The organism is Arthrobacter antibioticus (assembly GCF_030063205.1).
Lineage (GTDB): Bacteria > Actinomycetota > Actinomycetes > Actinomycetales > Micrococcaceae > Specibacter.
The window spans coordinates 125,978-143,400 of the sequence record NZ_JASISQ010000005.1; the positions used below are offsets into that span (position 1 = coordinate 125,978).

The window sequence follows — 17,423 nt, forward strand, 5'->3', positions numbered from 1 at the left end:
TGGTCCTTTTCTTCAGTGCTGGGTTAGGTGGTTGGTGCGCGCCAGGTAGGCGTCAAGAGTGGCGGTGCGGTGAGCGCGGGCGGCATGTTCGACGGCGTCGGGCCCGGCACCGCTTTCGATCAAAGACAGCAGTGCTTCATGTTCGGCCACGGACTGCTGTGCCCGGCCAGGGACGTAGCTGAACGTGGAGGAACGCAGCGCCTGCAGCCGGTTCCAGCCGCGGTGGACAAGGTCCAGGATGTGCGGGTTGGGGCAGTTCTCAAACAGGATGCTGTGGAAGTCCAGGTTCAGCGCCGTGAACAGAATCGGGTCGAAATCTGCTAAGCACTCGCGCATTTTTGTGTTCACTGCGCGGGCACGGGCAATGTCAGCTGCTGAGATCATGGGCGCGGAAAGTGCCGTGGCGGCGCCTTCTACAATGCTCAGGGTCTGCATGGTGTACAGGTATTCCGTGGGGTCTATCCCTGCCACCGTGGCGCCAATGTTGCGTTCAAACGTGATGTAACTTTCCGCCTCCAGCCGGCGGATGGCTTCGCGGACGGGGACCACGGAGAATCCCAGATCGCTGGCGAGCTTGGCCAGCACCAGCCGGTAGCCGGGGGTGTATTTCCCGGCCAGGATCTTGTCCTTGATGGCAGCGTAGGCCTGCTCGGACTTGCTGCCGGCAGGTGCGCCGACTGACGCGGTGATCACGGCTGTGCAGCCGGATTGGGGTGCGTGGTGGCCCACTCGGAGAACTTTGCTCGCCAAGCGGCATTCATCGGGTACAGGCCCTCCACGCTGTTGCCTTCGGCGACCATTTGCGCGATGAACGTTTCCTCGTGTTCCTGGACGATGGCGTCATCGGCGACTTCTTGTGCCAACGACGGCGGGATCACCAGCACGCCGTCCGAGTCCCCGACAATGATGTCGCCGGGCTGGACCGTGGCGCCGCCGCAGGAGATGGTCAGATCGGTGTCCCACGGAATGTGTTTGCGGCCCAAAACGGCGGGGTGTGCTCCGGTGAAGAACGTGGGCATCTCCAGTGCTGCCACGGCGTCAACGTCGCGGACGCCGCCGTCGGTCACGATCGCCACGGCTCCGTTGATCTGTGCACGCAGGGCCAGGATGTCCCCGACGGTGCCCGTGCCGGGCTCGCCCCGGGCTTCCATGACGAGCACGTCGCCGTCGTTCAAGGTGTTAATGATGCGCTTTTGGGCGTTGTAGCCGCCGCCGTGTGACTTGAACAAGTCCTCACGGTTGGGCACGTAACGCAGGGTGCGGGCCATGCCGGCGATGCGCAGTTCGGGGCGGGTGGACTTCAACCCGTCGATGCTGACGTTGTTCAGCCCGCGCTTGCGCAGCTGGGCGCTGAGGGTGGCGGTACCAACGCTTGTCAGCTTGCGCTTGAGTTCGGCGCTGAGGCCCTTCGGTGCCAAACCGGCCGCTTCGGGGGAACCCCAAGCGTCCGCGCGGTCGGCATCGGTGGTCTTGGGGCCGTTGCCGAAGTCTGCCATCTCGATGGTGCCTTGGGCGACGGTGGTGCTCAAGTGTCCCGTGGACAGCCCTGCCTCCGGGGCGTCCACCTCGACCTCGATCACGTCGCCAGGGCCAGCAACGGAGGATCCCGCCGGGGTGCCGGTGAGAATCACATCGCCGGGCTCCAGCGTCATGAGCTGGGACAGGTCCGCCACGATCTGGCTGAAGGAGAAGATCAATCCTGCGGTGGTGTCATCCTGGACAAGTTCGCCATTGACCCAGGTGCGCACGCGCAGGGCGGCCGGATTGAGCCCTGCTGCCGGAATGAGGCCCGGGCCGAACGGGGTGAACCCGTCTCCTGACTTGGAACGGACGTTGGAGCCCTTGTCCGCGTACTTGAGGTCGTAAACGCCAAGATCGTTGCTGGCCGTGATGTGGCTGACGTGGGACCAAGCGTCTTCGAGGCTGACGCGGCGTGCCGCCGTGCCGATGACGAGGGCGATCTCGCCCTCGTAGGCGAGCAGTTCGCAGCCTGCCGGGCGCTCGATGTGCGAGCCGCTGAGGCTCAGCGACGAGGATGCCTTCAGGAAGTAGGACGGTTTGGCGGGGGTGCGCCCGCGCTGGTCGGCCCGCGACTTGTAGGCAAGGTGGACGGCGATGACCTTGCCGGCCTGCTTGAGCGTGTCTGCGGTGACTTGTTCCACGAAACTCTCCTGGGATCTGTTGCGGGGACGATCTTTCCGGCCCGCATATCAAGTACGAAATCGTATACGATCAGCGTAATCGTGTTATCCCGATCACGTCAAGGGGTGGTGGGAAACTATTTAGCCAAGAGTGTGCGTCACAGGGCACGTTGCCCTTGGTTGGAATGGCAGCAGCGCTTGCGGCAGGTTGGGGGACTACTGCAGTTGCGCTTCGATGGCCCGTGCGCTGGCAGCCAACCGCGCACCAACAGTGGCCTGATTGCTGTCAGTTCCCAGAAAAACCACGCAGATGGAGGCGGGCATGCCACCGGGAATACGGATGGGTGCGGCGATCGCGGAGACTCCCGGGAGCACTTCGTCATGGCTGGTGGCATACCCGGCCGTGCGGGCGGCGCGTGCTTCTGGCCGGTATGGCAGACCTGGTGCCAGACGCGCCCAGGCGTCCTCGCTGATGGCCGACTGAATAGCGATGCCTGGTGCACCCGAGCTGAAGGAATGGCGCGTGCCAGGGCGCTGGGCCAACGTGGCGCCGGAGCGCCTAGGCTCCACTGTCAGCAGCGTGACGGAATCACGGTGGTCCCACACTGCTATGAAGGCCGTCATGGACAGTTCATTGGCCAGCTCCGTCAGTTCCGGAAGGGCAGCAGTTTGCAGGTCGCGGGAAACGCCGCGGGCAAGGGCGGCCAGTCCGGGGCCGGCCTGGACGCGGCCGGCATCATCCCGAGTGAGCAGTGCGTGATCTTCAAGCGTGCGCAGGATGCGGTAGGCGACGGAGCGGTGCACGCCCAAGGCGGCGGAGAGCTCGGCAATGGTCATGGGGGCGGGGGCTGCGGCCAGGATTTCCAGGGCACGGATGCCGCGGGACAGGGTTTGCGAATGGGCAGGTGCCTTCTCCGTGGAACCCTCAACTGCGTCTGTGCTCACGTCATCATCCTTTTCAGTCACCGCCGAAACAGCCGTTCCTTATTTGGGACGGAAGTTCAATTATAGAACTTCCTGCAAGGCTTCTTGAATCAGCAAAACGGACGACGGCGACACCTACGCAAGGTGGGTGCCGCCGTCGTTCTACTTTCACGGGAGAGTGTTTCGCTCTCGAAGGGAGTCAGGCCTGCGCGCTGGCTGCGCCCACTGCCGGCTGACGCTTGTCGAAGATGGTGGCACCAACTTCCTGCTCCGCCTGGTTGGTGATGCTCAGGTTGATCCCGGGACGGTCCTTGAGCATGATCACCGCCGCTAGGCCAAGAAGCGTCATCAGCAGCAGGTAGGCGGAAATGGCCAGGCTGGTGCCGGTGGCTTGCAGAAGCGCTTGGGCGATCATGGGGGCAAAGGCGCCGCCAATAATGGCCCCGATCGCGTAGGAGATTGAAACGCCGGAGAAGCGCACAGATGCCGGGAAGATCTCGCTGTACCAGGCTGCTTGCGGGCCGTAGGTCAGGCCCAGGCCGAACGTGAACAGGAACAAGGCAAGGAACAACGCCCAGAGTTCACCGGTATTGATGAGCAGGAACAGCGGGAAGACAGTTAGTGCCTGGGCTGTGAAGCCGATCAGGTAGGTGTTTTTGCGCCCTATCTTGTCAGCCATGCCGCCGGCCAGTGCGGTGAAGATGAGCCAAGTGGCCGCCGCGAAGGTCATGGCGAGCAGCACGGGTGTCTTCTCCAGTCCCACGTTGCCGTCCGGGTTTGTGGCGTAACTGGGAATGAAACCACCGGTCGCCATGTAGCCGGAGGCGTTGTTGCCGGCGAAGATCAACGCTGCCAAGATCACCAGGCGCCAGTGCTTGCGGAAGAGTTCCACGATGGGCACCTTGGGCTGCTGCTTCTTTTCGGCGATTTCCAGGAACACCGGGCTTTCCTCCACTGCGCGGCGCACAAAGTAGCCCACTCCGATCAGCACAACACTGAGTAGGAACGGCACGCGCCAACCCCACTGAATGAAGGCGTCGCCCGGGGCAATCACACCGGTCATCAAGGCCATGACACCTGAAGCCATGAGCAGACCCAGCGGTACGCCGAGCTGAGGGAAGGAACCTGCCCGCCCGCGCTTGTCGCTAGGGGCGTGCTCGACGGCCATCAAAACTGCGCCTCCCCATTCCCCGCCAGCGGAGACGCCCTGCAGGATGCGAAGGATCAGCAGCAGTATGGGTGCCAGCACGCCAGCCGTCGCATAGGTGGGCAGCAGGCCGATCAGCGTGGTGCAACCGCCCATCAGCAGCAGCGTCAGCACCAGCATGGCCCGGCGGCCAATCCTGTCGCCATAGTGGCCTGCCAGGAAGGCGCCGAGTGGGCGGAACAAGAAGCTGATTCCTACCGAGGCGAAGGAGAGCAGCAGGCCGATCTGGGGTCCGGCGGGCTCGAAGAATAGGTGCGCAAACACCAGGCCGGCGGCTGTGGCGTAGATAAAGTAGTCGTACCACTCGACGGTGGTGCCGATAAGGGTAGCCATAGCCACGCGACGCTGCGTGCGTCGCGTGTCAACGACGGAAGGGATGCTCATGGGTTCGTGTCCTTGACTTTGCTCCGGGGGAACTGTTCGACCCTGGCTGAGGCAGTGATGCGGCAACGTGGCGGAATCAGTCTGGATGTAACTAGTGTCACACTTCTTCAACAATGAGTAAACTTATAAAAATAGCAATACATATTCGGTTTTATGAAAGAAGTTGCTTTGGTTAAGTTCACTTTCCGCCAGTTGGAGCTATTTGTGGCCCTCTCAGACTTCCCTACACTGAGCGAGGCGGCAGTGTCCCTGCACTTCTCGGAATCAGCACTTTCCCAGGCCATCACACGGTTGGAAAGCTCCGTGGGTGAGCAATTGTGCATCCGCCGCAAGTCCCGCGGGCTGCAACTGACTCCGGCAGGGGAGCACTTTGCGGTTCGGGCAAGGGGATTGCTGAAGGACGCAGGGGATCTGTTGGTGGAGATGAGCGGAGAAACAGGTGAACTTAAGGGACCGGTGAAATTGGGCTGCTTTGCCAGTTTTGCCGCTAGCGTACTGCCAGCCATCCTGGATGGTTTTCCCAAGCTCCATCCAGGGGTCACGGTGGAGGTGGTGGTGGGCACACACGACGAGTTGCTGCCGGCGCTGGAGAGCGGCCGGATGGACCTAGCCATTGTCTACGACATGGAGCTGCCACCTGGTTTTCAGCGGCGGATCATCTATGAGACCGAGCTGCAGGCGGTGCTGCCAATGGACCATCCGCTGGCAGGGCAAGGATCCGTGGACTTGGCTGAACTGGTAGCGGAGCCCCTGATCATGTACGACTCCAGCCCCAGCACAGCGAATACTCACCGGGCCTTCGCGGAACGTGGGCTGCGACCCACCATCGTGGCGCATATGCCGCAGGTCATCCTGGTTCAGGCGCTGGTGGCCCGTGGCCTGGGATATTCACTGCTGATGTCGCGACCAAACTGCGCCCCGGTCAGCTTGGAAGGGCTCCCCATGGCTATCCGCCCCTTGTCACCGCCGAGCAGCCAGACGAGCATGGCGGGCATTTGGCCAGAAGACTTCCGACTGAGCCCCAGGGCAAAGGCCCTGCTCGATTTCGCCATTGAAACGTTCGGAGCAGCGGGGCCGATTGCCGCCCAGACTCCAACAGGCTGACGGTGCTAGGCTCCAGTCAGAAAAGGGTTGGAGGGGCAATGCGGATGCTGCGGATGACCGACTGGTGGGACAAGTTCTTTGCCATTGGCATTATCCTCAAAGGCCTTGACGGCGTCCTTGAACTTCTAGGTGGCTCTCTCCTACTGTTCATTGCACCAGCGAAAATCCATGACATTGCCGTCCTTATTACCCAGCCTGAACTATCCGAGGACCCCAACGATTTTCTGGCCAACCACATCCTGCGCGGAGCCTTAGGGCTCAGCGACCATGTGGTCCTATTTACCGCACTTTACTTGCTGGTCCATGGCCTCGTGAAGGTGGTACTCGTGCTGGCACTGCTGATGAACAAGCTGTGGGCGTACCCCTGGATGATCGCAGTTCTGGTGGTTTTCATCCTTTACCAGCTCTACCAATTGACGCTGACACCGTCGGTGGGGCTGGTTGCGCTGACAGTGTTCGATATCCTGATCGTTGTGCTGACAGGCCATGAATACGGACGGCACCGACGACGAAAGCTGGAGGGACAGACGTGAAAATTCTTGTTGTGGGAGCCGGTGCCACAGGCGGGTACTTTGGTGCCTGTCTTGCCCGGGCAGGGCGTGACGTGAGTTTTTTGGTGCGCGAAAAACGGGCCGAATTTTTACAAGCACGTGGACTGCGTATTGCTGACACGGGGCACGTGAGCCGGATCGAACCCAAACTCCTCACGGCGCAGACGCTGGATAAGACCTTCGACGTCGTCATTCTTACTGTCAAGGCGACGGGACTAAAGCAGGCCATTGCCGATATGGCCCCCGCAGTGGGAGCCCAGACGCTCATTATTCCTTTTCTGAACGGAATGGCGCACATGGATGCCCTCGGGGCAGCCTTTGGTACCGAAAAAGTGCTTGGCTCGGTCATTCACCTGGTCTCCACCATCAATAGCGATGGGGATATAGAAATCCTGAACCCACTGGCCCGGTGGACTGTTGGTGAGCAACGTGGAGAATTTACCTCCCGTATTCAGGCAGTTCTAGCCGAGATCTCTGTGTCTGGGTATGACTCACTAGCCGTGCCCAACGGCTTGAGTGCCATGTGGCACAAATGGGCCTTCATCACCGCAGCAGGCGTTGTGACGTGCTTGATGCGTGGGTCCGTGGGTGACATCGCCGCGGTTCAGGGCGGGGACGTATTCGTGGCCTCTGTCCTGGCGGAGGTTGCCGGCGTGTCCGCCGCCGCCGGATTCCCTGTGCCGGAAGAGGAGAACGCGAACTCATTAGCTTTCCTGACCCAGCCCGGCTCCACATTCACATCTTCGCTTTACCGCGACGTTACAGCAGGGCTGGCCCATGAAGGCGAACACATCATCGGTGACTTTGCCCGCAGAGCAGCCACCTACGAGGTAGCCACACCGCTGCTTGACCTAGCGCTAATGCAGCTGCGCGTTCACGATATAGCAGTGCTCCGCAAGGGCTGAGCAGCTAACAACTATCGGGTGTGGGTAAGCAGTGTTGCCACATTGGTGTCAGCCCCTGGTCCAACCGCCTTGATATTGAAATCAGCATGGAGGACTTCAACCAGATCCGGCCGAAAAGCAGGCGGAACGCTGAGGTGCTCGCCAACTGTAACGAGGCCCTCAGCAGCCCAGCTTGCAACGTTTTTGGCCAAAATGAAAACCTCAGGATCGGCGGTGTCAGGGGCTTCTAGGGCAGCGGCAAGGAACGCAGATTCAGGCTGTGAAACGGACGCGCACCGGGTAAGGAATGATGACATATCGATGTTCCAAGGCTCGTAGTAGCCGGGCTCGGACCCGGTCAGAGTTGAAATGAAAATGAAGCGGCTCAGCGCATCCCGGAACTCCTCAACCATGGGTTCAGGGGTGGCTAAATATTCCTTGGCGCGGGGGGAGAGTTTCACGCGCGCGGACTTGAACTGAATCAATCCGGAGCTGCTAAGCAGATGCCAATACAGTTTGAGCCTATTGATGGTCTCTGCCTCAAGTTCGCCCTCTGACGCGGAGGAATGGAAGGCCGCCTCAAGAGTGCTGGCACCTGTGTGAACCAGTGTTGCAGCAGCTTCTGCATGGTCCTTTTTTTGCAGTGAACCCTTGCCGGTGACTGCTCTACCATCCCCAACCCAAATGAGCAGGCACACCATGTTCTGCCACAGTGGCGAATCCGCCACTGCCGCGCGCAAGAGTTCGGCGCTCAGCTCAGGAATATAAACGTCAAGGAACTCGCTAGCGGCCGGATCAAAGTCACTGTGGTCGGAGTCGGAGTCGGAGCCGGTTCCAGTGACGTCGTGGTTGGGCGCCAGAGCGTCCAGTTTCAGCTGCGCGTCAGGGTTCCAACCGGGCCAATCGGGTTGCTTGAGCACTTCCTGGAGCGCTGAAACATCCTGTAATGTCCCAGTCCAGAGCGAGGCTGCCAGTAAATAATCAACATAGTCACGGACACCGCTGCGCACCGCAAAGGTTGCCTGCGGATTGACATCGGCGGAGACTTCCAGGACTTCCTGTACCGCCTCCGGAACAAGAGCCATTGCATTGGTCGCTGGCTCAAGCAGACGGTACATGTCGAAAAAGTCGTCAAGAATCATCAAGGCGATGTCTACGCTCTCTTCACTGCGCCCTTGGGCTTCAAGCCATAAAACGAACCCCGGGGACAGAGCCTCCATAGCCCGATCCAGCCGTACGTCAGCTAGGGAAAGAACGTTTGCGCGTTCAGCAGCGTCAGCGGCAGCTTTGACAGGATTACCGAAACGGGACTTCTTGGTGATGGTTGGCTTCTTGGCCACAGGATTCCTTGCAGTGAGCGGGGCGGGATCCTTTAACCGTAGCCGCACCGAGCCTTTCTCACTTCACTGCGTGGACGCTCCTTGAACCGTGGAGGGAGCGTCCACCGCGTAGACAAAAAATGCAGCGAAATCTACTAGTTAGTGAACTCTGTCAGAACAATTTTGCCGGCGCCGTGGCCGGACATACTTGATTCGAAGGCCTTGGCGGCTTCCTGCATGGGAAAAGTCTGTGCCACATCCACGCTGAGCTTCCCGTCCTGGACCAGCTGGCTGAGGCGTTTCAATTCCTGGGCATCAGGGCGAACCCAAATGTACTCGCCGCCGTGCTCAAGAACTGACCAGTCGGCAATGGAGGCGTGCTTACCGCCATGCTTGAGCAACGCAAGGGTGTCGGCAAGAACGCCGCCGTTGAAATCTGCCACGGCATTGACTCCGTCAGGAACCAGCGCGCGGACACGATCCGCCAGACCGTCCCCGTACTGAACAGGTTCGGCCCCCAACTCGCGCAGACGCTCATGGTTTTTGGCAGATGCCGTGGCGATGACCCGCACACCTGCCAAGCTTGCCAGCTGTATCGCGGTGCGGCCCACGCTTCCCGAGCCGTTGTGGATCAGTAACGTCTGACCAGATTCCAGGCCCAAAACATCGAGAGTGCGCTGGGCAGTCAGACCTGTGAGAGGCAGTGCCGCTGCCTGTTCCCAAGAAAGTGATGCAGGCTTGTGCGCCACCATCACTGCCGGCAGGGCAACAAACTCCGCGAAGGTGCCACCCTGGACCGTGTCGCGGCGGCCATTTGAATAAACTTCCTCACCCACGTGAAACTCCGGAGTATCAAAGCCAACGGCCTCCACCACTCCGGCAACATCCCAGCCCGCCGTTACAGGGAACGTAACGTCCATCATGGCATCGAGTCCGCCAGACATGACCTTCCAATCCACAGGATTCACCCCTGCGGCCTTGACCCGGATCAACACAGAGCCGGGGGAAACCTTGGGTGTGGGCTGTTCAGTTTGCTCCAAAACCTCGATGCCACCGTATTGGGCGTAGGTCATAGCTTTCATTGATGAACTCATGGTGCTGATTCCTTTCGTTGACTCCACCAGTTCCAACTATCAAAGCGATTGAAAGATTCCCTCTTCTCAGGGCACGTTCTCAGGGCACGTTCTCAGGGCACGCTCCCCGCGGCGCACGGGTAAAGTGAGATGAATTATAACTCGCCATCTGCACGTACTTTCCGTTCTGCCCGCTCGAGCCAGCGATTGTGCGCAACTGTATCCAAGGCTGCCTCCACCCAGCTACCCATGCCAGCGTAAGCCTGCGCACGGATCTTCGATGGCGAGAGAAACACATCATGGAACGCGCCTGTAATCCTGTGCAAGGTCACATTGGAGCCTAGGTCAAAGGCTCGCTTGGCGACGGCGTCAACGTTCAGTACAACGTCTGCCGCCAACGCGTTTGATGACCACTTTGGCTGCAGGTAGCTCTTATCCGAGAGCATCACAAGCACAGGCACCCGCAGGCCCAAGCCGCGTGCCACCTGCGCTTGTCCTTGGAACACGGCGTTCAAAAATGAAGGTGCCAAAGGAAACCCACGATCGGGGCGCCAGTCGGATTCATACTCCCACTCGCCGTCGTACTTTTTTGATACTGCTCGGGTATAGAAACCCGGGTCGACACCTGGCAACGGAACAAGGGGGCGGAACCTTGCCCGGGCCTCGATGAGGGGTGCAACCATGGCTCTGCCTACTTCACTGGCCTGAAACTCAAGCCAAGGACTGTTAAGTACCACGGCCGCCGCCGCGCCGGGGTGCCGAGCGGCCCACAGACTCAGTGTCAGCCCTCCCGTTGAATGACCCAGGAGAACTAGTGGACGTTCTTTGGATATTTCCTGAGTTTCTTCCACCCGCTCCCGGCCAACGAGCGCGTCAAAGGCGGCACTGAGTCGATGGCGAGCTTCGTTTAAAAAATCGAGTTCAAATGATTGCTGGTCTTGGGCTTGTGCATCGGTTGGCAAAGGCATCACCCCTTCGCTGACCCCGCTACGCCCCATGGCGTCCAGTGCGGAGGCAATGTCGGCGTCGTAATCGGTCAGTGAGGAGACTTGTCCGGGCACCATGCCAGGACGCAAACTACGGCCATAGTTGTGTAGGTCCAGGGCGTAGAAATTTGCGCCGGCTCGGTGCCAGAACTCGGCCAGTTCATACTGGAAAAAATAATCTGACCAGCCGTGTACGTACAGAATGTCCGCCCCGGTAAGCGGCGAGGATGGCCACGCAGGCGCATCTGCCACATACTTCACCAGCGTTGCCGGGGAACCCGAAGGCAGGTCCAGGGTGAGCTGTTGGAAATTCGGGCCAAGGACGTCCTGCTGCCAAGAGATCATGGCATGATGCTAGCGGGTGCAGCCGATCCGCGCTTGCCGCACTGCTTCTTGGCTGTGATTATCTGTGCCCCCTTGCATCTGTGCTTATGCTTGAGGGGCGCACTCGTGCGGCCAACTCCGGTGACCGTACGGTTCCGTGCGGGAGACTGGCACGCTGAAAAAGGGTGAGAAAATGGCCATCTGGCAGGATACATTTCACGATTGGGCTCAAGCATGGGCCGCAGTGCAGGATCTAGAGTCCGTGGTGGAGGACGCAGTTCTCACCATAGGCACCCAGCACGCGATGGTTTGGCCAGGACCGGGCGGCTCTGCCCAGAGCGCACAAATGGACTCCGCATCTGAGCTGATTCTTGTGACAGAAGATCCGGCCGGAGCTACTCAATTCGCCCAATCCCAAGGGCTCCATGCTGGGTCGCACCAGATTCTGCTCTGCGCACAGACAGACAGTCTTGACCTTGTGCCGCAACTACCACCTGATGGCAACCTCGCAGCTGCGCCAATGGAAAACTATGACCTGGTTGAGGTGGCCCTTTTTGACCGGCCCGTTGCCAGCGGCCGCCTCAGTCTTGGAGAAGACGTGGGGGTCCTGGCCCTGTTGGTAGTGGATGAGCAAGCGCAGGAATTTGTTCACGTTTTTGAACAGGCCATGGTCGCCGGGCTCGGCGAAGAAGCCTTCACCCACGGCGTTGACACCCTCTACCTGATTGCCAATGAAGAACAAGGAGAACGATTTTTATCCGTTGACGGGTGGACCAAGGCGGCGGAGATTCTCACTTTCACTAAATAGCTGCCCCGGGGTTCCCGCCGGAGCTGCACCGACTGTGTGCCGTACCCGTGGGGTTCGTGGCAGAATAGGGGATGGCCCGGGTGCAGACGGGCCCAGTGATAATACAGCCGGCCCGCAGACGCTCCATTGACTATGCGGGTATGAGCGAACCACTTAGCTAAAGAAATTTGAGACTCTACTATGTCCCCGCTGCAAAGCAATGCTTCGGCAACCCCTCTTAAGAATGGCGTGAGAGCCGCCCCCGCCTTTGCTTCCGTAGGGAGCCCCTATTTCGGTATTCTGCTGGCCTGCATGGCGGTGATCGTCATCCTCTCCAACATTGGCGCCTCCAAAGGGGTGCTCTTTGGCCCGATAGTGACCGACGGCGGCTTCTTCCTCTTTCCCTTTGCCTACATTTTGGGGGATGTGATCAGCGAAATTTACGGGTTCAAGGTGGCGCGTAAAGCCATTTTAACTACGTTTGCACTCTCAGTTTTCGCATCCCTGTGTTACTGGGTGATCATTGCGTTACCTGGGTTTACTGACGACTACGGCGTCACTAAACAACACGCCTTAGAAGACGCTTTGGGCCCCGTCCCGCAAATAGTACTGGCGAGCCTACTGGCGTTTTTGGCCGGTCAAACCATCAACTCTTTCATCATGGTGCGCCTAAAAGCACGCCACGGTGAACGGAAACTGTGGGCCCGTCTCATGGGCTCCAGCGGAGTTGGCGAGTTCATTGACACGTTGATCTTCTGCGCCATCGCCGCACCCGTGATTGGCATTGTGGGGGTTGGGATGTTTGCCAATTACGTACTTGTGGGCTTCCTTTACAAAGTCGGGGTGCAGTACGCCCTCATCCCTGTCACTACGATCTGCATCGGCTGGTTCAAGCGCCGAGAGCCGTCCTATTCGGTGGCCCTCTAAGCAGGGCGCGCCCGACGCGGTGCGCCGCCATCTTTAAGGGCCCGACGGCGGTGCGCCGGCTCTACCGTTTGGGGTAGTAGCGGCGTAGGGTCTCAGCCTTGAAGTCGAAGAAGGTGCCATCCTCAATGGCGAGCCGGGCGTCGTCGACCATTTTCACCACGAAACGCTCATTGTGGATGGAAACCAGCGTGGCCGAAACCATCTCTTTGGCCTTGAATAAATGGTGAATGTAGGCGCGTGTGTAGTGCTCACAGGTGTAGCAGTCGCACTCCTTTGAGAGGGGAGCGAAGTCGCGTTTATAGCGGGCGCCGGAAAGGTTGAAACGACCATCCGGGGTGTAAAAAGCAGAAGTGCGGGCAACTCGTGTGGGGGAGACACAGTCGAAGGTGTCCGCGCCATTTTCGATGGCGGTAAAGATGTCATCGGGTTCGGAGATGCCCAGCAGATGGCGCGGCTTGTTCTCAGGTAATTCTTCGGAGCACCAGCGCACAATGGTGCCCAAGTTCTCCTTCTCCAATGCCCCGCCGATCCCATACCCGTCAAAGTTCATCTCGCCCAGATCATGCGAGGCTTTGCGGCGCAGATCCTCGTATTGTGCACCCTGGATGACGCCGAAAAGTGCCTGGTAGGGCTTGCCCGTACGCTCTTGATTGAGCCGGAAGTGCTCAGCAATGCAACGCAGTGCCCACAGCCGGGTGCGTTCTAGGGACATTTCCTGGTAGCCGCGAGAGTTCAGCAAAGTAGTCAGCTCATCAAAGGCAAACATGATGTCGGCCCCGATTTGGTGCTGTACAGCCATGGAGACCTCTGGGGTGAATCGGTGCATATCGCCATTCAAATGTGACTTGAACCAGACACCGTCGTCGTCAATATGAGCCAGACGCTCCTTGCCCACGGCTACTGAATCATCCGCGCCTGCGTGCGGTGAGGACGCCACGGCATCCATATTGATGACCTTTTTGAAGCCCGAACCCAGGCTCATGACCTGGAATCCGCCACTGTCAGTGAACGTTGGGCCTTGCCAATTCATGAACTGTCCCAGCCCGCCAGCGGCGTCCAGGACGTCTGCACCAGGTTGTAAATACAGGTGGTAAGCGTTGGACAGCAACGCCTGTGCGCCCAGCTCCTCCATTGCTTCTGGTAGCACCGCTTTGACTGTGGCTTTGGTGCCGACGGCGATGAATGCCGGTGTTCTGATGGTTCCGTGCGGGGTGGTAATAACGCCCGTACGGCCCTGGAATGCCCCGCCATTCTCTGCAATGGCCGCCGCAGTAGGGGCACAGCTTTCACTTAGCCGTGTGGCGAGCCTAAAACTGAATTCGCTTTGTGAGGCGGGCTGACCGGAGGTGGGTGTGGGTGTCTGGCCGGGGACCGCGACGGGCGTGCTTGCAAGAAGGTCAGTGAGATTTTCTGGGGAAGGCATGATCCTATTTTGCCAGTCCTTGCCCGTCGCCATAAACGCCGCTGAACCCCAGCGGATCTGCTCGATGCACCTGCGCAGAGCACTCCACGTTACTTCTCCGGGTAGTGAGCCTCCATGAACTCATCCCATTGGGAGCTGATTGCATCAAACTCGGCTGCACCCAAACCGTAAGTACTGGCGATGATCTGGGCTCCGGGGTGTTCGCGCACACCGGCCAGTGGTCGCTGAGAGTTCAGAATCAGTAGACCGTCGCCATGCTGTGCGTAACTTGCCACAGTGAGTCCAAGCTGTGTTTCGCTTCGATACCAGACCTTGCCTGAGAGCTTTGCGCCGGTATTCAAGCTCAGCTCATAGGGTTCGCCAACTTCTGGCAGCCAGCCAGTGTCAATGCCCAATACATCCCACAAATTACTGTGGGTGGCGCTGGTGCCGTCAATGTAAGCGGTGCGCCGTGAAGTTTGGGGATGGCGTTCCAGGGCGAACCTGAGCTGTTGCAAAAACATGGACCAGCCCTCGGTGATATCGGCGTCATAGGCGACCCATTCGCCCATCGGCTTCCCGCGCGACAATGTCACCAAGGTTCCATCTGGCCGCGGTTCTAGCGTGAAAGTATCGCCCATGTTCACTTCTAGACGCAGGTGATTGGGACCTTCGATGGCATTGGAATAGTAGATCTCCTGGATTTCATCATCCAAGCTCTCCATCTCCCAGCCATGCCACTGGGCAATCCTGTTCGGCTCACGGAGCATGTGCCACAGCTGTTCGGCGTCGGCGTTGATCAGGACAGAGAGCTGGGAGGTCGCCATGGAAGGTAATCTACGCGTGAAATTGAGGATCTGCTAGAGCTGAACGGAATAAGACAGACTCCGGCTTAGCGTCCAAGGCCTGCGTAGGAGATGGCCTGGCGCACAAGCGCGCCGCGGCCACCAAAAAATTCTGCCTGCACACCGGGGCTAAGGACTTCCTCGGGGGTCATCCACGTCAGCTCCAGCGCGTCTTGGCGCGGTTCACAGTCACCTGTCACAGGGATGACGTAGACCAGGGCAACAGCGTGCTGGCGTTCGTCGGTGAAACCTGTCTGCGACGGAGAAGGAAGGTATTCGGCCACCGTGAAGGGCACAGGGCTCACCGGGAGCTGTGGGAACGCTAACGGTCCCAGGTCCTTTTCAATGTGCCGGATCAAGGCCGCGCGAATAGTCTCGCGGTACAGCACCCGCCCGGATACCAGGGTGCGCACCATGGAACCCTGCTCGTCGGCCTGCAACAGCAAACCAATCTCGTTGACATAGCCCAGTGGATCGAGTCTGACAGGTACTGCCTCCACATAGACCATGGGGAGGCGGTTACGGGCTTCGTGCAGGTCCTCTTCGGAGAGCCAGCCGGAATACGGATCAGGTGTACGAACGCTCATATCTAAGTTCTACCTCATCTTTACCTTGTGTGCTGCTTCCGCACACGCAAATCTCTAAGAATTGCCGTCACGAAGTGATGGTGAGGGACACGCCGTCGGACATTGTTACGCACAGGGCGTCCCCATCAAGACCAACCGTCACCGCAACACCGGTCAACTTTTTGCCCAGCTCAGCCAGCCCGCCGTTGTACGTAAAACCAAGTTCGACGCCGGTGAGATCTCCCGCCGTCGTAGTTACCAAGCCTCCATTTTTCATACGAAACACGGCCCCGCCCCCGGTACTGTCACGCACGTGCTTTGCGCCAATGTTTGCCAAGACAGTATTGGCCATCTCAGGTTGCAAAGTGCGCCACACGGTCGCCACGGCTAGGCGCGCCTGTGGATGAGCCAGGCTGAGATCGTTTGAAGGATGTGCCAGAAAACTAAAACCATCCGGAGCCGTGACCCGGGCGGCTCCAGCGTCTGGGGCCAGTTCAGCGGTGGTTCCATCGGCCAGGGTGCGCTGAATGAAAATTTCTGCATCCCTTAACTCAAAACCCAAGTGCACGCTGGTCCCGGGGAGCGAATCGGCACAGGCTCGGCGCACTGCCACTTTGCCGTTGCCGGAGTCGAACACTTGCCAACCGCCGTCGTCCTGGGTTTGCACACAGTCCATACCAAGTGCCGTAAGGAGTGCTACATATTCGTGAAAATAGTTTGTGTGGACAAGCGGACGGACACGCAGCATGAATTCTCCTAAAAGCAGTTGGCTCCCTAAAGTATCAACTGTTTAGCGAGCTCCAGGGTTACTGTTGGGGCATGGATGAACTTCCCGAACTGCTCCTGCCCAATGCTGAGGCGTGGCGCGCGTGGCTCGCAGCAAACCACCTAACGAGTTCCGGGGTTCGTCTAGTACTGCACAAGAAGGGCGGCACCGTCACAGCGCTAGATTATGCTGATGCCCTAGATGTGGCCCTGTGCTTTGGGTGGATTGATGGGGTTATTGGAAAACGTGATGCCGGCAGTCACGTGCGGCGGTTCACGGCCAGAACCCGAAGCAGCAAGTGGTCCAAGATCAATACTGGACACCATGAGCGGCTTGTTAGTGAGGGACGGATGCAGCCAGCAGGGAAGGCTGCCGCCGACGCAGCAAAGGCCGATGGCCGCTGGGAAGCCGCCTATGCGGGCCAAAGCACCGCCGAAGTGCCCGATGATCTGGCCACAGCGATCGGTGCTAATCCACAAGCACAAGCCATGTTCGAGGTGCTCACAGCAGTTAATCGCTACGCGCTGATTCACCGGGTTACCTCCGTTAAGACTCCTGCCGTTAGGGCTGCGAAAGTTGCTGGTTTTGTGCAGAAACTTCAGGCGGGTCAAACTCCGTATCCGCAGAAGCGTAAACCTCAAGAGCGCTAACTATTGCCCAGCACTCCTACGCCATCGCGGGCCTCGAAGATTAACTGGGTCTCAGTTTGCCGCACTACCCGGTTGACCGTGATGTGTTTGAGGACCATGTCGCGCAGAGCCTGTGGACTTTCAACAGCCACATGCAGGTGGAAGTCATCTTCCCCTGCGACATGGAAAGCTTGGATGACTCCTGGGACTTTGGTGAGCTTGGTGTAGAGCGTGTTGACGTGCTCAGCGTCGTGGCTTCCCAAACGCACCTTGATGATGGCCTGGATTGGAAACCCCAACATGGACAGGTTCAGTGTGACGCGACTACCCAGGAGCGCCCCGGCATCACGCATCATACGCATGCGGTAAGCGCAGGTTGACTCGGCAAGACCAAGCCGGGAGGCAATAGCCTTATTCGTCAAAGTACTGTCCGCAACCAGGGCCCGCAAAATTGCCAAGTCTATGGGGTCGAGGCTGGCGAGGCGATCTGGCGGCAGTTGCGTTTTCGGCAATGTGGTCTCCGTTACATCCATACTTCTTGTTGAAAAACGCGGATTTAGCTAAGTTTATTAGCCATTCACCTAATTATCTAGCTATCTTTTGT

Annotated in this window: 18 protein-coding genes; 6 read left to right on the top strand and 12 right to left on the bottom strand. The window is 59.1% G+C overall.

What is annotated here, in order from left to right; genetic code table 11:
• Positions 1-12: 12 nt before the first annotated feature.
• The 4 genes from QMG40_RS12135 to QMG40_RS12150 form a co-directional block, all read right to left on the bottom strand.
• The gene (locus tag QMG40_RS12135) at positions 13-693 is read right to left on the bottom strand and encodes a GntR family transcriptional regulator (protein WP_283531441.1); all 681 of its coding nucleotides are present in this window, start codon (positions 691-693) and stop codon (positions 13-15) included.
• Positions 690-2,162, bottom strand: coding sequence for a fumarylacetoacetate hydrolase family protein (locus QMG40_RS12140; RefSeq protein WP_283531317.1), 1,473 nt, complete (start codon positions 2,160-2,162; stop codon positions 690-692). The genes QMG40_RS12135 and QMG40_RS12140 overlap by 4 nt, the downstream gene beginning before the upstream one ends.
• Before the next feature lie 195 nt (positions 2,163-2,357).
• Positions 2,358-3,086: an IclR family transcriptional regulator gene (locus QMG40_RS12145; protein WP_283531318.1), complete on the bottom strand. Its 729-nt coding sequence runs from the start codon at positions 3,084-3,086 to the stop codon at positions 2,358-2,360.
• 178 nt (positions 3,087-3,264) lie between these two features.
• The gene (locus tag QMG40_RS12150; protein WP_283531319.1) at positions 3,265-4,656 is read right to left on the bottom strand and encodes an MFS transporter; all 1,392 of its coding nucleotides are present in this window, start codon (positions 4,654-4,656) and stop codon (positions 3,265-3,267) included.
• A gap of 153 nt (positions 4,657-4,809) precedes the next feature.
• Here QMG40_RS12150 and QMG40_RS12155 point away from each other — a divergent pair, with 153 nt between their 5' ends.
• The 3 genes from QMG40_RS12155 to QMG40_RS12165 are packed head-to-tail and all read left to right on the top strand — an operon-like array spanning position 4,810 to position 7,216.
• On the top strand, positions 4,810-5,760 hold the full coding sequence (locus tag QMG40_RS12155) for a LysR family transcriptional regulator (protein WP_283531320.1): 951 nt from the start codon (positions 4,810-4,812) through the stop codon (positions 5,758-5,760).
• Positions 5,761-5,798: 38 nt separating this feature from the next.
• Positions 5,799-6,293 carry a DUF2127 domain-containing protein gene (locus QMG40_RS12160; RefSeq protein WP_283531321.1) on the top strand — a complete coding sequence of 165 codons (495 nt, stop codon included), beginning with the start codon at positions 5,799-5,801 and terminating at the stop codon, positions 6,291-6,293.
• Positions 6,290-7,216 carry a ketopantoate reductase family protein gene (locus tag QMG40_RS12165; RefSeq protein ID WP_283531322.1) on the top strand — a complete coding sequence of 309 codons (927 nt, stop codon included), beginning with the start codon at positions 6,290-6,292 and terminating at the stop codon, positions 7,214-7,216. The genes QMG40_RS12160 and QMG40_RS12165 overlap by 4 nt, the downstream gene beginning before the upstream one ends.
• A gap of 11 nt (positions 7,217-7,227) precedes the next feature.
• On the opposite strand, the gene QMG40_RS12170 is transcribed toward QMG40_RS12165, so the two are convergent.
• The 3 genes from QMG40_RS12170 to QMG40_RS12180 form a co-directional block, all read right to left on the bottom strand.
• Complete coding sequence (locus tag QMG40_RS12170) at positions 7,228-8,535, bottom strand: hypothetical protein (protein ID WP_283531323.1); 1,308 nt, start codon at positions 8,533-8,535, stop codon at positions 7,228-7,230.
• A 134-nt stretch (positions 8,536-8,669) separates the two neighbouring features.
• Positions 8,670-9,596, bottom strand: coding sequence for an NADP-dependent oxidoreductase (locus QMG40_RS12175; RefSeq protein ID WP_283531442.1), 927 nt, complete (start codon positions 9,594-9,596; stop codon positions 8,670-8,672).
• A 146-nt stretch (positions 9,597-9,742) separates the two neighbouring features.
• Positions 9,743-10,918 carry an alpha/beta hydrolase gene (locus tag QMG40_RS12180; RefSeq protein WP_283531324.1) on the bottom strand — a complete coding sequence of 392 codons (1,176 nt, stop codon included), beginning with the start codon at positions 10,916-10,918 and terminating at the stop codon, positions 9,743-9,745.
• Positions 10,919-11,090: 172 nt separating this feature from the next.
• On the opposite strand from QMG40_RS12180, the gene QMG40_RS12185 reads away from it, so the two are divergent.
• On the top strand, positions 11,091-11,705 hold the full coding sequence (locus QMG40_RS12185) for a hypothetical protein (RefSeq protein ID WP_283531325.1): 615 nt from the start codon (positions 11,091-11,093) through the stop codon (positions 11,703-11,705).
• A gap of 180 nt (positions 11,706-11,885) precedes the next feature.
• The gene (locus tag QMG40_RS12190; RefSeq protein WP_459253001.1) at positions 11,886-12,611 is read left to right on the top strand and encodes a queuosine precursor transporter; all 726 of its coding nucleotides are present in this window, start codon (positions 11,886-11,888) and stop codon (positions 12,609-12,611) included.
• A gap of 61 nt (positions 12,612-12,672) precedes the next feature.
• Here QMG40_RS12190 and tgt read toward each other — a convergent pair whose 3' ends face one another.
• From tgt to QMG40_RS12210, 4 genes are all read right to left on the bottom strand, one after another.
• Positions 12,673-14,034, bottom strand: coding sequence for a tRNA guanosine(34) transglycosylase Tgt (gene tgt / locus QMG40_RS12195; RefSeq protein ID WP_283531327.1), 1,362 nt, complete (start codon positions 14,032-14,034; stop codon positions 12,673-12,675).
• Positions 14,035-14,123: 89 nt separating this feature from the next.
• On the bottom strand, positions 14,124-14,840 hold the full coding sequence (locus QMG40_RS12200; protein ID WP_283531328.1) for an SRPBCC family protein: 717 nt from the start codon (positions 14,838-14,840) through the stop codon (positions 14,124-14,126).
• 65 nt (positions 14,841-14,905) lie between these two features.
• Positions 14,906-15,445: an NUDIX hydrolase family protein gene (locus QMG40_RS12205; protein ID WP_283531329.1), complete on the bottom strand. Its 540-nt coding sequence runs from the start codon at positions 15,443-15,445 to the stop codon at positions 14,906-14,908.
• 67 nt (positions 15,446-15,512) lie between these two features.
• The gene (locus QMG40_RS12210; protein WP_283531330.1) at positions 15,513-16,172 is read right to left on the bottom strand and encodes a VOC family protein; all 660 of its coding nucleotides are present in this window, start codon (positions 16,170-16,172) and stop codon (positions 15,513-15,515) included.
• Positions 16,173-16,243: 71 nt separating this feature from the next.
• Here QMG40_RS12210 and QMG40_RS12215 point away from each other — a divergent pair, with 71 nt between their 5' ends.
• The gene (locus QMG40_RS12215) at positions 16,244-16,840 is read left to right on the top strand and encodes a YdeI/OmpD-associated family protein (protein WP_283531332.1); all 597 of its coding nucleotides are present in this window, start codon (positions 16,244-16,246) and stop codon (positions 16,838-16,840) included.
• Here QMG40_RS12215 and QMG40_RS12220 read toward each other — a convergent pair.
• Positions 16,837-17,331, bottom strand: coding sequence for an Lrp/AsnC family transcriptional regulator (locus QMG40_RS12220; RefSeq protein ID WP_283531333.1), 495 nt, complete (start codon positions 17,329-17,331; stop codon positions 16,837-16,839). The genes QMG40_RS12215 and QMG40_RS12220 overlap by 4 nt on opposite strands.
• Positions 17,332-17,423 lie beyond the last annotated feature (92 nt).

Coding starts and splice junctions, on each gene's coding strand:
- QMG40_RS12150 (WP_283531319.1), bottom strand. CDS start 4,656: ATGAGCATCCCTTCCGTCGTTGACACGCGACGCACGCAGCGTCGCGTG.
- QMG40_RS12155 (WP_283531320.1), top strand. CDS start 4,810: ATGAAAGAAGTTGCTTTGGTTAAGTTCACTTTCCGCCAGTTGGAGCTA.
- QMG40_RS12160 (WP_283531321.1), top strand. CDS start 5,799: ATGCGGATGCTGCGGATGACCGACTGGTGGGACAAGTTCTTTGCCATT.
- QMG40_RS12175 (WP_283531442.1), bottom strand. CDS start 9,596: ATGAAAGCTATGACCTACGCCCAATACGGTGGCATCGAGGTTTTGGAG.
- QMG40_RS12180 (WP_283531324.1), bottom strand. CDS start 10,918: ATGATCTCTTGGCAGCAGGACGTCCTTGGCCCGAATTTCCAACAGCTC.
- QMG40_RS12185 (WP_283531325.1), top strand. CDS start 11,091: ATGGCCATCTGGCAGGATACATTTCACGATTGGGCTCAAGCATGGGCC.
- QMG40_RS12190 (WP_459253001.1), top strand. CDS start 11,886: ATGTCCCCGCTGCAAAGCAATGCTTCGGCAACCCCTCTTAAGAATGGC.
- tgt (WP_283531327.1), bottom strand. CDS start 14,034: ATGCCTTCCCCAGAAAATCTCACTGACCTTCTTGCAAGCACGCCCGTC.
- QMG40_RS12200 (WP_283531328.1), bottom strand. CDS start 14,840: ATGGCGACCTCCCAGCTCTCTGTCCTGATCAACGCCGACGCCGAACAG.
- QMG40_RS12205 (WP_283531329.1), bottom strand. CDS start 15,445: ATGAGCGTTCGTACACCTGATCCGTATTCCGGCTGGCTCTCCGAAGAG.
- QMG40_RS12210 (WP_283531330.1), bottom strand. CDS start 16,172: ATGCTGCGTGTCCGTCCGCTTGTCCACACAAACTATTTTCACGAATAT.
- QMG40_RS12215 (WP_283531332.1), top strand. CDS start 16,244: ATGGATGAACTTCCCGAACTGCTCCTGCCCAATGCTGAGGCGTGGCGC.